12 protein-coding genes are annotated in these 13,849 nt (G+C 48.3%); all 12 read left to right on the top strand.

Translation table 11 applies throughout. The features are described 5' to 3' along the window. Positions 1-10: 10 nt before the first annotated feature. The 12 genes from gmk (at position 11) to rpe (ending at position 13,847) form a co-directional block, all read left to right on the top strand. A complete protein-coding gene (gene gmk / locus MKY95_RS22790) occupies positions 11-583 on the top strand; it encodes a guanylate kinase (protein WP_017687445.1) in 573 nt (190 codons plus the stop codon). A 157-nt stretch (positions 584-740) separates the two neighbouring features. After that, positions 741-953: a DNA-directed RNA polymerase subunit omega gene (rpoZ, locus tag MKY95_RS22785; RefSeq protein WP_036614619.1), complete on the top strand. Its 213-nt coding sequence runs from the start codon at positions 741-743 to the stop codon at positions 951-953. 138 nt (positions 954-1,091) lie between these two features. Further along, the gene (coaBC, locus tag MKY95_RS22780) at positions 1,092-2,327 is read left to right on the top strand and encodes a bifunctional phosphopantothenoylcysteine decarboxylase/phosphopantothenate--cysteine ligase CoaBC (RefSeq protein WP_076328029.1); all 1,236 of its coding nucleotides are present in this window, start codon (positions 1,092-1,094) and stop codon (positions 2,325-2,327) included. Between the two features lie 3 nt (positions 2,328-2,330). Next, the gene (priA, locus tag MKY95_RS22775; RefSeq protein ID WP_076328028.1) at positions 2,331-4,880 is read left to right on the top strand and encodes a primosomal protein N'; all 2,550 of its coding nucleotides are present in this window, start codon (positions 2,331-2,333) and stop codon (positions 4,878-4,880) included. Between the two features lie 116 nt (positions 4,881-4,996). After that, positions 4,997-5,485, top strand: coding sequence for a peptide deformylase (def, locus tag MKY95_RS22770; RefSeq protein ID WP_017687449.1), 489 nt, complete (start codon positions 4,997-4,999; stop codon positions 5,483-5,485). A 12-nt stretch (positions 5,486-5,497) separates the two neighbouring features. Then, positions 5,498-6,451, top strand: coding sequence for a methionyl-tRNA formyltransferase (gene fmt / locus MKY95_RS22765; protein WP_076328027.1), 954 nt, complete (start codon positions 5,498-5,500; stop codon positions 6,449-6,451). Next, on the top strand, positions 6,448-7,926 hold the full coding sequence (rsmB, locus tag MKY95_RS22760) for a 16S rRNA (cytosine(967)-C(5))-methyltransferase RsmB (RefSeq protein ID WP_076328026.1): 1,479 nt from the start codon (positions 6,448-6,450) through the stop codon (positions 7,924-7,926). The genes fmt and rsmB overlap by 4 nt, the downstream gene beginning before the upstream one ends. A 252-nt stretch (positions 7,927-8,178) precedes the next feature. Continuing rightward, entirely contained in the window at positions 8,179-9,219 is a 1,041-nt protein-coding gene (rlmN, locus tag MKY95_RS22755) for a 23S rRNA (adenine(2503)-C(2))-methyltransferase RlmN (protein ID WP_017687452.1), read from the top strand. 7 nt (positions 9,220-9,226) lie between these two features. Then, a complete protein-coding gene (locus MKY95_RS22750) occupies positions 9,227-10,003 on the top strand; it encodes a Stp1/IreP family PP2C-type Ser/Thr phosphatase (protein ID WP_017687453.1) in 777 nt (258 codons plus the stop codon). Then, positions 10,000-12,216: a Stk1 family PASTA domain-containing Ser/Thr kinase gene (gene pknB, locus MKY95_RS22745; protein ID WP_076328025.1), complete on the top strand. Its 2,217-nt coding sequence runs from the start codon at positions 10,000-10,002 to the stop codon at positions 12,214-12,216. Before MKY95_RS22750 ends, pknB begins: the two co-directional genes overlap by 4 nt. Before the next feature lie 61 nt (positions 12,217-12,277). Then, the gene (gene rsgA, locus MKY95_RS22740; protein ID WP_076328024.1) at positions 12,278-13,186 is read left to right on the top strand and encodes a ribosome small subunit-dependent GTPase A; all 909 of its coding nucleotides are present in this window, start codon (positions 12,278-12,280) and stop codon (positions 13,184-13,186) included. 1 nt (position 13,187) lies between these two features. After that, positions 13,188-13,847, top strand: a complete 660-nt coding sequence (rpe, locus tag MKY95_RS22735) for a ribulose-phosphate 3-epimerase (RefSeq protein WP_017687456.1) — start codon at positions 13,188-13,190, stop codon at positions 13,845-13,847. The last annotated feature ends 2 nt before the right edge of the window (positions 13,848-13,849 follow it).

Here is a 13,849-nt window from a genome sequence, read left to right as displayed (position 1 = left end):
GGAGTGTAATATGTCTAAGGGATTACTGGTAGTGTTGTCCGGCCCATCTGGGGTCGGGAAGGGTACTGTATGCAGCGCTTTGCGCAAACGGGTGCCGGAATTGATCTATTCCGTATCGGCAACAACCCGTCAGCCTCGTCTTGGTGAAGAACATGGTGTGAACTATTTCTTCAGAAGTCATGAAGAGTTCCAGAACATGATTGCTGAAGATCAATTGTTGGAACATGCGGAGTATGTTGGTAATTATTACGGAACACCGCGTGATTTTGTGGAGAAAACGATTAACGAAGGCCGCGACATCATTCTGGAGATTGAGGTTCAAGGCGCGTTAAAAGTGAAAGAGAAATTCCCGGAAGGCATCTTTGTTTTCCTGCTTCCTCCTTCATTGGACGAGCTGAAAGATCGCATTCAGGGCCGTGGTACCGAAAGCCAAGCGACCATTGATCACCGGATGTCCGTGGCGGTTGATGAGATCAGTCTGCTGGAGCAGTATGATTACGCTGTTGTTAATGATGAAATTGATTTGGCGTGCAAGAGAATAGAAAGCATCATAATCGCCGAACATTGTAAGATCAATAAATAATCCCTTTTGCCGCTGCAGAATGCGATATAAGTGGGGCAGTTGTCATATCATATACTGAAGCACTCCTTCTCGGAATGCCCGGGTGTGAAGACATGCCACATCAGTTCTGTCAGGCGGCAACTTGCGATTATACTAATGCGAAGAGGTGTTTGTTAATATGCTGTATCCTTCTATTGATGAAATGATGAACAAAGTCGACAGCAAGTATTCCCTTGTTGTTGCTGCTTCCCGCCGGGCTAGACAGCTACGTGAAGGTGAAAAAACGGATTTAAGAGGTGCGAGATCCCATAAACAAGTTGGCGTTGCACTGGAAGAAATCTATGGAGACCTGCTCGTTGTCATCAAAGGACAGGACGAAGAAGAAGAGTAAGCCGCCTGCGGCTGCTCTTCAACTGCATACGGCGTAAGCCGGATTAATTGACAACCGCGAGGTTGTTATTTTTTTACGAATAAGCATATTTTAACGGAATCTTACTTAGACGTCGTATAAATATCGGGGGAAATAAACATGTTGAACGGTAAAAAAATCGTGCTTGGTGTGACTGGCGGCATAGCCGCTTACAAAGCGGCAACATTATGCAGCAGACTGGTGCAAAAGGGAGCGGATGTTCATGTGATTATGACAGCTTCCGCTACACAGTTTATTACCGAATTGACGCTGCAAACGTTGACCCGAAACACCGTATATACCGATACATTTGATGAGCGTGAGCCAGCAGTCGTATCTCATATTCATCTGGCCGATCTGGCTGATCTTGTTCTGGTTGCTCCGGCTACAGCGAATGTGATTGCCAAGATGGCGCATGGCATGGCAGATGATATGCTCTCAACGACGTTGCTTGCCACGACAGCCCCTGTCATGATTGCACCAGCGATGAATGTACATATGTATGATCATCCAGCTGTAAAGCATAATATGAACCTGCTTGTTGAACGGGGCGCCATGATGATTGAACCGGGTGAAGGTTTGCTTGCGTGTGGATATGTGGGCAAGGGACGTCTGGAAGAACCGGAGAGCATTGTGGATGTGGTAGAACGTTTCTTTGAACAGCAAGAATCTGCAGACATTAGTCGGCAGGGACAAGCTTCATTGTTACAAGGCAAGAAGGTTGTCGTTACGGCTGGAGGTACGATTGAGCGCATTGATCCAGTACGATACATTACGAACGATTCATCTGGCAAAATGGGATTTGCCATAGCCGCAGCTGCGCGTGATCTGGGGGCAGATGTGAAATTGGTTATGGGCAGTACCCAAGCCAAGCCACCGGAGAATGTTGAGTTGATCCCTGTACAGTCTGCACAGGATATGTATGAAGCGGTAACACGCGAATGGGACGATGCTGATATCGTGGTTAAGGCGGCGGCAGTTGCCGATTATCGTCCAAAGGAAGTTTATACCGAGAAGATCAAGAAGAAAGGCGACACGCTGTCGCTCGAACTTATTAAAAATATAGATATTCTTGAAACACTGGGCAAACAGAAAACCCATCAGTTTTTGATTGGTTTTGCTGCGGAGACTCAGTCAGTTGAGATGTATGCACGTGAGAAATTGGAACGGAAAAACTGTGATCTGATCGTAGCCAATGATGTAACCCGCACGGGTGCAGGATTTGGAACAGACACCAACGCGGTACATATCTATGACCGGGAAGGTTTGGTGGAGGAGCTTCCAGTGATGGCCAAGGACGATGTGGCTCATCGGTTGCTCCGGATTGCGGCGGAGCGCATTGCCGGGAGGAATTAGGATATGGAGATTGCCAAGGTCATAGTCGATGTTCCCGTGAAGGAAACAGACCGGCCGTTTGATTACCTGGTACCTGAATCGATGAGGGAATGGATCGAGATTGGCAGCCGGGTGGGTGTACCTTTTGGTCATCGGACGGTGCAGGGATTCGTGATTGATCTTGTGCCGCGTACCGGAGAGGAAACATTCAAGCTTAAGCAGATTCAGGAGTTACTGGACATTGTTCCCCCGTTGTCAAAGGATTTGGTTGAGTTGGCCGAATGGATGAGTGGACGTTATGCCAGCAACCGGATTTTGTCATTGCAGGTCATGGTGCCGACGGCATTGAAAGGGAAAGCAGAGCGATACATCTCGCTGGGAGATGCACTTGATGGACAGATGGCGGGTGCACAACCGGATGATGAGGTGTTATTTGTTTGGGGAGAAGAGTCTACGACTGAGAAAGTACAGCAGGATATCATCCGTTTTGTCAAAAGTCGGGGTCAGGTACCGCTGCAACAACTGAGTCGAAAATATCCCAATCATGCTGCACTAATTAAGAAATTATTGCTTGGTGGCGTGCTGCTGGAAAGTCAGGCCATCAAGGACAAGTTAAATAAAAAAACGATGAAGTCCGTTGATCTGGCTGTAGATATTGCTGCTGCTCAGGAAGCACTTGCTTCATTCCCGGCGAAAGCACAGCGGCAGAAGGAGATTCTGGCTTTTTTGCTGGAAATGAAAGAACTGCTGCCTATGCCGATGAAAGAAGTGTTATCTACACTACAGGTATCGGCTGCAACGATTAAAGGGCTTGAGGAAAAGGGACTGATCGTCACCGAGGACGTTGAGGTCTTTCGTGACCCTTACCAGGGCAGGACGTTTAAAGCGACTGAACCGCTGGTTCTGACCGATGAGCAAAAACTTGTCTACGACAGTATCAATGGCCGATTGCAGGAACAACGCCATGGGGTGTTTTTGTTACATGGTGTTACGGGAAGTGGCAAGACGGAAGTCTATCTTCAAACCATTCAACAATGCATCGAACAGGATCGGCAGGCTATCGTACTGGTGCCCGAGATTGCGCTCACACCACAGATGGTAGAACGTTTTAAAGGGCGCTTTGGGGACCAAGTTGCTGTTATGCACAGTCGTCTGTCTGGCGGTGAACGTTATGATGAATGGCGCAAGATTCGTGAGGGTCAGGTGAAGGTTGCAATTGGGGCACGTTCAGCTGTATTTGCTCCATTCAGTCGGCTTGGGTTGATCATTATGGATGAAGAACACGAGACTTCCTACAAACAGGAGGAAACTCCGAAATATCATGCTCGTGATGTAGCGGTAAAAAGAGCACAGCAGCATCAGGCGGTGGTTGTTCTGGGTTCAGCGACACCTTCGCTGGAAAGTTATTACGCTGCACGCTCGCAGAGTAATGATGATTTTGCACCACTCTTACTGGAGATGCCAACGCGGGCACTGGGTAACAAGCTGCCTGAAGTGCGTATCGTTGATATGCGTGAAGAGTTGAAGGATGGCAACCGCTCCATGTTCAGCAGGGCTTTGCACAAAGGGCTGGAGGAACGCTTGGAACGTGGTGAACAGACGGTGCTTCTGCTGAATCGCCGTGGATATTCGACCTTTGTTATGTGCCGAAGTTGTGGATATGTGGCAGGTTGTCCTGAATGTGATATTTCATTGACGTATCATCAGCGCTCGAATAATCTTCGTTGTCATTACTGCGGGTATGCGGAAGCGGCTCCGGAAGTGTGTCCGGACTGTGGAAGTGAGCATATTCGATACTTTGGTACAGGTACACAGCGAGTCGAGGAAGAGCTTGCCAAGCTCTTCCCGGGTATTCGGGTCATTCGGATGGATGTGGATACAACAACGGAAAAAGGGGCTCACGAGAAGCTACTGAAACAGTTTCGTGAGAAAAAGGCGGATGTATTGCTGGGCACCCAGATGGTTGCGAAGGGACTTGATTTCCCGGATGTAACCCTGGTTGGCGTGATAACAGCGGATTCAGCGTTGAATTTACCTGATTTCCGTGCTGCGGAAAAAACGTTTCAGTTATTAACACAGGTAGCTGGCCGAGCGGGTCGGCACCAATTGCCTGGTGAAGTGTTTGTTCAGTCCTATACGCCGGAACACTACTCAATCGGGCATGCGAGTCAGCATGACTATGTGTCGTTTGTACGTGAGGAATTGCTGCATCGTCGCAATTTGCAATATCCGCCATACTGTCGCCTGATTCTGGTGACCTTTTCGCATGAGCAACTTCCGGTATTGATTCGTCTTGCTGAGAACTATACGCGAATACTGAAAGAGAAGGCTAATGCGGCCGGATGGCTCGGCAGTCTGGATCGTTTCAGCAATGATGCCTTTGATGTACTGGGGCCGGTAGCGTCCCCGATTCCTCGGATCAAGAATAGATACAGATTCCAATGTATGATAAAATGGCGGGGGGATGTAGACGCCATAGGACTCGCTCTGGCTACGGCCCGGCGCATGGACGATGATGTTCAGGCGCAAAAATTACTTATTAGTCTGGATGTAGACCCGCAAATGTTAATGTAAGCATTTTGCAGCAATGCGGATGTAAACAAGCGGTATAAACATAGATTAAAATGAATACCCCAAAAATACAGATATCGTCCTGAAATTATGATGAGGATTAGGAAGGTGCTTACAACATGTCGATTCGCATTATCGTGCAAGAACCAGATGAGGTGCTCCACAAGAGAGCCAAAGAAGTAACCAAAATTACACCAAATGTACAAAAATTGCTGGATGATATGGCTGATACCATGTACGATGCGGAAGGTGTGGGTCTTGCTGCGCCACAGGTTGGTATTTTGAAACGTCTGATTGTTATCGACGCAGGTGATGAGCAAGGGCTGATCAAGATGATTAACCCGGAGATCATTGCAAGTGAGGGAGAACAATTTGGACCTGAAGGTTGTCTGAGTATCCCTGGAATTAATGGTGATGTTCGCCGTTTCGAGACCGTTACAGTTAAAGGTCTGGATCGTGAAGGTAAAGAGCTGATTATTACGGGTAGTGGCTTGCTGTCCCGTGCATTCCAGCATGAGATTGATCATCTGGATGGCGTACTCTTTACGGATGTCGCCGAGAAAGTGTATGAAATTGCAGCCGATCAAACGGGACCGCGTCGTAATTAAGGAGTGATCGATTTGAATATTGTTTTTATGGGAACACCTGAATTTGCAGTTCCTTCTCTCGATATGCTGATGGCAGAGGGATACAATGTGGTGGGTGTGGTGACTCAGCCTGATAAACCACAGGGACGCAAAAAAGTACTTACGCCAACACCGGTTAAGGCCGCGGCAGAACGCCACGGTCTGCCGGTGTTTCAACCTGTTAAATTGCGTGATCCGGAAGCGGTAGCCCGCTTGGCTGAATGGAAGCCGGATCTGATCGTAACCGCGGCCTTTGGACAGATTCTGCCCAAAGCCGTGCTGGATATGCCTGTTCGCGGTTGTGTGAACGTGCATGGCTCTCTTTTACCGAAATATCGGGGAGGAGCACCGATTCAACGTTCCATTATTAACGGGGAATCCGTGACAGGAGTCACATTGATGTATATGGCTGAAGGCTTGGACACCGGAGATATGATCTCGCGTGTGGAACTGCCAATTACGGATGAAGATACATCAGGATCGATGTTTGATAAATTAAGTGAGGCTGGTTCCAAACTGCTTCAGGCAGAAATGCCACGATTGATTGCAGGCGAGACAACAGCGGTCCCTCAGGATGATGCCGAGGCTTCATATGCTCGCAATCTGACTCGGGATGACGAGAAAATGGACTGGAGTCGTACTTCACGTGAACTGTTCAATCAGATTCGTGGTCTTGTGCCGTTCTCCGGTGCATTTACGATGTGGGATGATCAGGTCTTCAAAGTCTGGGCTGCGGCTAATCCCGATGAGGTGGACCTGGCAACTTCTTCGGATGCTGGACAAGCAGAGCCGGGAACGGTGCTGCAATTGAACAAGGCAGGGATTGAAGTCCGCACAGGCAATGGGTCTCTCTGGTTGACTGAAGTGCAGCCAGCAGGTAAAAAGGTGATGCAGGCCGCTGACTTTGCTCGCGGTGGTACACTGAAAACTGGAACGGTGCTGCGATGAGCGGTAACATACCAGGTCGTTTGTCAGGAAAAGGCCAGAAAGCTAATGGAAATTCATCCGGACGTGAAGGAAACCGTCGTCCGAATTCGGGTAAATCGGGTGGTGCATCGCGCTCCCAGCAACCCAAAACATCTGCTCGTACATTGGCAGTCAAGGTTCTGAGTGCTGTTGAGCAAGATGGAGCATACAGTAATCTGGAGTTGAACCGCCGTCTGAAAGAGGCGGATCTAAGCCCCGCAGATGCTGGACTAGCTACCGAATTGGTGTATGGAACAATCGCCAGATTGAATACACTTGATTATTTTCTGGAACGTTACGTCGCCAAAGGAGTATCCAAACTGCAACCATGGGTTCGCAGCCTGCTGCGAATTAGCGTATATCAGATGATATACTTGGATCGTATTCCTGAGCATGCCGTGGTGAGCGAAGCGGTTAATCTGGCGAAGAAACTGGGCCATCAGGGAGTCTCGGGTATGGTGAATGGAGTGCTCCGCAATATGATCCGTAATCGGGATGAACTTCGTATTCCAGAACATCTGCCCGTTGCCGAACGTATTTCACTGGAGCATTCCCACCCGTTATGGATGGTTGAACGCTGGATTGCCCAGTACGGCGAAGAGACAGCGGAAGCGATCTGTCGTGCGAATAATGAGCCGCCAGCGGTGAGTGTCCGGGTCAACACAACAATGACCACACGGGAGAAACTGATGCATGAGATGACCAGTACAGGTGCAGCCGTTGAAGCTTCTCAGCTGAGTTCCGATGGAATTCTTGTACGTAGTGGCGGAAACATGGCTCTAACGTCCTGGTATCGGGACGGGTTGTTCTCTGTACAGGACGAAAGTTCCATGCTTGTCGCTGAAGCAGTTGCGCCAGAAGTAGACCAACTTGTATTGGATTGCTGCGCAGCTCCAGGTGGTAAAACAGCTCACATGGCTGAGAAAATGCAGGATCGCGGTCGTATTGTCGCGAATGATGTACATGCTCACAAGCGCCAGCTGATCCTGGATCAGGCAGAGCGTCTCGGTCTGACTTGTATCGATGCTGTAACTGGAGATGCGCTAGACCTGAATGAACGGTACCCGGAAGCGTCGTTTGACCGCATTTTGCTGGATGCACCATGTTCAGGTCTGGGTGTTATTCGCCGCAAGCCTGATGTGAAATGGACCAAAACCGTAAAAGATATCGAAGATATCGCAGGCTTGCAGCGTGAATTGCTTGATCATGTTGCGCCGTTGTTAAAAGCAGGTGGTATTCTGGTGTATAGCACGTGTACGATTGAGCCTGCTGAGAATGAGGATATGGTTGCAGACTTCTTGAATCGACATCCGGAATACAGCCCAGCAGAAGCATCCGTCTGGTCTGAATCGGAGACAGCGAACTTGAAGGTTGTGAACGGTGGTATTCAGATTTTGCCACAATACGCTCACAGTGACGGATTTTTCATCGCACGGTTGACAAAAACAGTGGAATAACAGTTTAATAGAGCACGGAAGTATGACCGCCGAGGGGAACTTCGGCGGATTTCTTTGTGATGGGACTTCGATATAATTGTCAGAGAATGTGATGACAGGGTGCGATGGCGGCATTGAGATGTTATAATGCATGAAGTACAGATATCAAGGGTATACATGGATGTAACGTGGTCTTTGTGATAGAATAGGACGAATGGAACGAAAAGAAGGAAGCCAACGAAAAGAAAAGAAGGAATAGGTGTTGACAACAAAATGAAACCTTTTATATATGATTATTCTCTGGAACAACTGCAGCAATGGGCTGTGGAGAATGGGGAGCCGGCGTTTCGCGGTGGCCAAATCTTTGACTGGATTTATGTAAAACGCGTGAATGATTTCAGTGAAATGACCAATCTGTCCAAGCCATTGCGTGAAAAACTGACAGAGCAATTTGAATTCGTAACGCTTAAGGAAATTACCAAGTTTGAATCCAAGGATGGAACGGTTAAATTCCTCTTTGGTCTTCATGATGATCATGCCATTGAGACAGTAATTATGAAGCATAACTACGGGAACAGCATCTGTGTAACCACACAGGTTGGTTGTCGTATTGGTTGTACGTTCTGTGCATCCACATTGGGTGGTCTCAAGCGTAACCTTACGGCTGGTGAGATTGTTGCCCAGGTTGTGCAAGCTCAGAAAATTCTGGATGAACGCAACGAGCGTGTCAGCAGCATTGTAATCATGGGTTCGGGTGAACCTTTCGAAAACTATGAAGCTACGATGACTTTCCTGCGCATTATGATTCATGAAAAAGGGCTGAACATCGGTCAGCGTCACATCACGGTATCCACGAGCGGAATCGTTCCGAACATCTACAAGTTTGCAGATGAAGATACACAGATTAACCTTGCCATTTCGATCCATGCACCAAATGATGCACTGCGTTCGAAATTGATGCCGGTTAACCGTCGTTTTCCTTTTGAAGACGTGATGGAGTCCCTTCGTTATTATCTGGCCAAAACAGGTCGGAGAATTACGTTCGAGTATGCACTTATTGGTGGGGTAAACGATCAGCCAGAGCATGCTGCAGAACTGGCAAGTGTGCTTAAGAACATGTTGTGCCACGTGAATCTGATTCCGGTTAACCATGTACCTGAACGCAAATACGTAAGAACATCGAGAAGCGACATTTTCAATTTTCAGAAGATTCTCTCGGAACAGGGTGTTAATGTAACCATTCGTCGTGAACAGGGACATGATATTGCTGCCGCTTGCGGTCAGCTTCGTGCAAAGCATATGGAGTTGAGGTGAGAACGTTTTGATCAAAACAGTTCATGTGAGCCATATCGGACGAGTGCGTTCGGTGAATGAAGATTCAGCCTGGATTCGTAATCTCGATACAGGATATATTCTGGGTATTGTTGCCGATGGCATGGGTGGACATCTTGCAGGGGATACGGCAAGCCGCTTGGCAGTAGAGACGTTGGTGAAAGATCTGGGAACACTGGAACCAGGTCTGTCACATGCGTCTCTGTCTGCGGCTCTCAGCGATGCTATTTTGCATGCCAACGAAGTTATCTTCCGCACGGCATCAACAGATGACAAGTATCACAACATGGGAACAACGGTGGTTGCGGCTTTATTGAACGATACGGAAGGTGTTATTGGACACATCGGTGATAGCAGAGCCTACAAAATTGCGAACAAAGCTGTGATCCAGCTAACCGAGGACCATACACTGGTGAATGAATTGTTCAAAAATGGTCAGATTAGCAAAGAGGATGTGTCCCATCATCCACGTCGCAACGTACTAACTCGTGCGCTTGGAACAGATGCCGAGGTGAAGGTAGATCTGGATACCGTCAAGCTGGAGGAAGGCGAAGTTCTTCTCCTGTGCAGTGATGGTCTCAGTAACCTGGTCAGCAATGAGCAGATTATTCAGGTTGCCGGCAATCTGGAACTGGCATTGGAAGATCGTGCAGACCGACTGCTTCAGTTGGCTTTACTTGCTGGGGGAGACGACAACATCACGCTTGCTTTGTTCGAGTTGCAGAGGGAAGGTTCCGTGGATACGGAAACGGGGTGTGAGTCATGATTGGGCACCAGCTAGGCGGACGCTATGAAGTGATTGAGCGTGTCGGTGGTGGCGGCATGGCTCTTGTGTACAAAGCCCAGGATCTTCTGTTGAACCGGAATGTAGCGATCAAAGTTCTTAGACAACAGTTTGTGCATGACGAAGAGTTTATTCGCCGTTTCCGCAGGGAAGCACAGTCGGCAGCATCGCTGTCTCATCCGAATGTAGTCAGCATTTATGACGTGGGGCAGGAAGATGACGTTCATTATATTGTCATGGAGTATGTGGAAGGCAAAAACCTGAATGAAATTATTAAAGAACGCGCCCCTCTGCAGGTGGACGAATCGGTGCGAATCGCTTCCCAGATTGCAGATGCTCTTGATCATGCACATCATAATCAAATCATTCATCGGGATATCAAACCCCACAATATATTAATTGGCCGGAATGGCCGTGTGAAAGTAACGGATTTCGGGATTGCCCGTGCGGTTACATCTACAACGATTACGCAGACCGGTTCCGTAGTTGGTTCTGTACATTACTTCTCACCAGAGCATGCCAAAGGCATCGTTACTGGTGAAAAATCGGACTTATATTCTCTTGGGATCGTACTTTACCAAATGCTTACCGGGCAACTTCCGTTTCTGGGTGAAAGTCCAATCAGTGTGGCATTGAAGCATTTGCAGGAAGAGTTCGATGAACCACGCAAATTCAATCCATTGATTCCGCAAAGTGTGGAAAATGTCATCTTAAAATCCATGCGTAAAAATCCGCAGGAACGTTATCAGTCGGCCAAAGAAATGCAGACCGATCTGGAAACTTGCCTGATGCCGGAGAGACGAAATGAAACGAAGATTGATTTTCCGGATGAGGATGATATAGACCAGACTCGCGTAATGCCAGCGATCAAGCCTGAACCGCGTGGAGTTACATCGACGGGTGCGGTGCCTGTGATGGAATCTGACGAAGAAACTGGCAAGGGTAAAGCGAAATCGAAGAGCTGGAAGAAGCCAGCTCTACTCATTTCATTAACCGTTCTTATTCTAATCGCCATGGTGGGTGTTGTATGGTATGTCAAGGGTATGTTGGTTGTACCTGAAGTTATCGTACCTAACGTGATCACCCAGACTGAAGAAAAGGCTCGGGAAATGCTTGAGGAGAAAGGACTCGTCGTCAGTGATGAGGTCATCCGTTTGTACCAGGAAGGTGTCGAACCCGGTATTGTGTTTGACCAGAGCAGAAAAGAAGGCGATGTTGTCAAAGAAGGCTCCGAAGTCCAGATCAGTGTTGGTGCAGAAAAAGAACTTGTGAAGATGATTGATGTCAAACAAGAAACTTATGATGAGGCTGTCAAGAAGTTGACTGCGCTTGGCATTAAGGAAGATCAGATTCAGCGGAAAGAAGAGTTCTCCAATGATGTGGCTTCAGGTTCTGTTATTTCCCAGACACCGGGTGTGAATGAGGAATTTGATCCTGCTATAGTTCAGATTGAGTTAATCGTAAGTAAAGGTACTGAGACGGTCAAAATGCCTGACCTGAAAGACCTTACCCGCAATGAAGCCGAAGAAAAACTGAAATCTTTTGGACTTGTGCTTGCTCAGGTGCAGGAAGAATCAAGTTATACGGTGGACCAGGGGAAAGTGACGCAGCAGTGGCCTGTGGAAGCCGGCACAGATGTGAGTCCTGGCGATAAGATTACGATCTTTATCAGTACCGGTTATCCGCCCGAAGCGCTGAAATATCCTTTTAATATCAATGTTTCACCCAAAGAAGAGGGCAAAAACAGTAAAATCCGTATCACATATGAAGACGCACGCGGCAAGAATCAGGAATGGGGAACACGCACCGTGAACTCAACCCAGACCTTGACCATTCCACTTGTGCTCGCTCCAAATGAAAATGGGGCTGTGTCCGTATATCGTGATGGACAGTTCCTGGATACGTATCTTGTCTCCTACAGTGAAGCCAAAAACGGAACAGTAAATGTACCTTCCATTGACCCGGAACAAAGCACTGAGACGCCGCCAGAAAATGAGCCTGATCCAGGTGAAGGTAGCGTTGATGAGGGAAGTGGAAGTGTTGATCCCAATCAGGAAGGTGAACCTGAGTCCACACCGGCAGACGGTGAGGGTGACAGTGTAGATGAGGACACTTCTGCCATGAATAATGGTAAGGGGCACGGCAAGGAAAAAGAGAAGAAAAAGGAAGTCATTAACGCATCAAGCCGTCCATAAGGGCGGCTTATGCTGGCGTCTGGAGTAAATGTACCACCATCTAAAGGAGGGCGTCGGAGCTATGCCAGAAGGTATCATCGTTAAAGCGCTAAGCGGTTACTATTATGTCATGCCAGTGGAAGACAACGGGGTTCCTTCGGTTGAAGGTTCCGCCGTTCAATGTCGAGCCAGAGGTATCTTCAGAAAGCGGGGAACATCACCGCTTGTAGGTGATCGCGTCAGCTACATGTTGACTGAGAACGGAGAAGGAACGGTTGATGAAATTCGGAAGCGTGAGACGGAACTTATCCGTCCTCCTGTAGCCAATGTAAGTTTGGCTGTTCTCGTGTTTTCTGTGAAGGAACCGGATATGAACCTGAACCTGTTGGACAAGTTCCTTGTTCATATCGAGCAGGCGGGGCTGGATGCACTCATTGTGTTGACCAAACTTGATTTGGCTGATCCAGCCAAAGACACTGTTGCTGAAGTGAAAGCATTGTATGAGCAGGTTGGTTATGAAGTGATCTCCACAAGTTCACGTACCGGTGAAGGCAGTGAATTGCTCAGAGACCGTCTGGCTGGTAAGATCAGCGTATTCTCCGGACAATCGGGTGTAGGCAAGTCTTCGATGTTAAATGCATTGATGCCGGGCCTGACGCTGGAGACAAATGCGATCAGCATGCGTCTAGGACGAGGGAAACACACCACCAGGCACGTGGAGCTTATTCCGTTGGATAATGGTGGATTTGTTGCAGATACGCCAGGATTCAGCCAACTGGACTTTCTGGAGATCGGTGTGGAGGAACTCTCCACTTGTTTCCGCGAATTCGCCCAGTTTGCAGATCAGTGCAAATTCCGAGGTTGTACCCATACACATGAACCAGGCTGTCGTGTGCTTGCGGCCAAGGAGGAAGGTTTGATCTCCGAAAGCCGATATCAGCACTATGTGCTGTTCCTGAACGAAATGAAAGATAAGAAGCGGAGGTATTAACATGATTAAAATTGCCCCATCGATATTATCAGCTGATTTTGCCCGCCTTGGTGCGGAAGTTGCAGAAGCTCAAGCTGCAGGAGGAGACTGGATTCATGTTGACGTTATGGACGGTCATTTCGTCCCTAACATTACGCTTGGACCTGCGATTGTGAAGGCAATCGCTCCACATACAAGCTTGCCGCTCGATGTGCATTTGATGATTGAGAATCCGGAGCGTTATGTTGAGGAATTTGCCAAAGCGGGTGCAGCGGTAATTACCGTTCATGCTGAGGCTTGTGTGCATTTACACCGCGTTATTCATCTAATTAAGGAGCAAGGAGTGAAGGCAGGAGTTGCCCTTAATCCAGGAACGCCAGCGTCTGCCATTCTCGAAGTTCTGGATGATGTGGACATGGTTCTTGTTATGACGGTCAATCCTGGCTTTGGCGGACAGGCATTTATCTCGGGTACGATGAACAAAATCAAGCAGATTCGTACCTGGTTGAACGAAAAGGGACGCCATGATGTACATATCGAAGTAGATGGCGGAATTGCTGCCGATACAGCTCCACTTGTGGTGGAAGCTGGAGCAGATGTGCTCGTTGCTGGGAGTGCCGTATTTGGACGTGAGGATCGTGCTGCCGCGATTACTGAAATTCGCCGTAGCTACGGAGGGTGATC

The sequence above is a fragment of the Paenibacillus sp. FSL P4-0176 genome, assembly GCF_037975265.1.
Taxonomy (GTDB): Bacteria; Bacillota; Bacilli; order Paenibacillales; family Paenibacillaceae; genus Paenibacillus; species Paenibacillus amylolyticus.
The sequence above is the reverse complement of the archived record's forward strand: the minus strand, read 5'-3'. Positions and strand labels throughout refer to the sequence as shown.

What these genes read in the sequence shown, in the direction of transcription:
- rpe (WP_017687456.1), top strand. Translation starts at nt 13,188, where the DNA reads ATGATTAAAATTGCCCCATCGATATTATCAGCTGATTTTGCCCGCCTT.
- coaBC (WP_076328029.1), top strand. Translation starts at nt 1,092, where the DNA reads ATGTTGAACGGTAAAAAAATCGTGCTTGGTGTGACTGGCGGCATAGCC.
- gmk (WP_017687445.1), top strand. Translation starts at nt 11, where the DNA reads ATGTCTAAGGGATTACTGGTAGTGTTGTCCGGCCCATCTGGGGTCGGG.
- rsmB (WP_076328026.1), top strand. Translation starts at nt 6,448, where the DNA reads ATGAGCGGTAACATACCAGGTCGTTTGTCAGGAAAAGGCCAGAAAGCT.
- rpoZ (WP_036614619.1), top strand. Translation starts at nt 741, where the DNA reads ATGCTGTATCCTTCTATTGATGAAATGATGAACAAAGTCGACAGCAAG.
- rsgA (WP_076328024.1), top strand. Translation starts at nt 12,278, where the DNA reads ATGCCAGAAGGTATCATCGTTAAAGCGCTAAGCGGTTACTATTATGTC.
- priA (WP_076328028.1), top strand. Translation starts at nt 2,331, where the DNA reads ATGGAGATTGCCAAGGTCATAGTCGATGTTCCCGTGAAGGAAACAGAC.
- pknB (WP_076328025.1), top strand. Translation starts at nt 10,000, where the DNA reads ATGATTGGGCACCAGCTAGGCGGACGCTATGAAGTGATTGAGCGTGTC.
- def (WP_017687449.1), top strand. Translation starts at nt 4,997, where the DNA reads ATGTCGATTCGCATTATCGTGCAAGAACCAGATGAGGTGCTCCACAAG.
- rlmN (WP_017687452.1), top strand. Translation starts at nt 8,179, where the DNA reads ATGAAACCTTTTATATATGATTATTCTCTGGAACAACTGCAGCAATGG.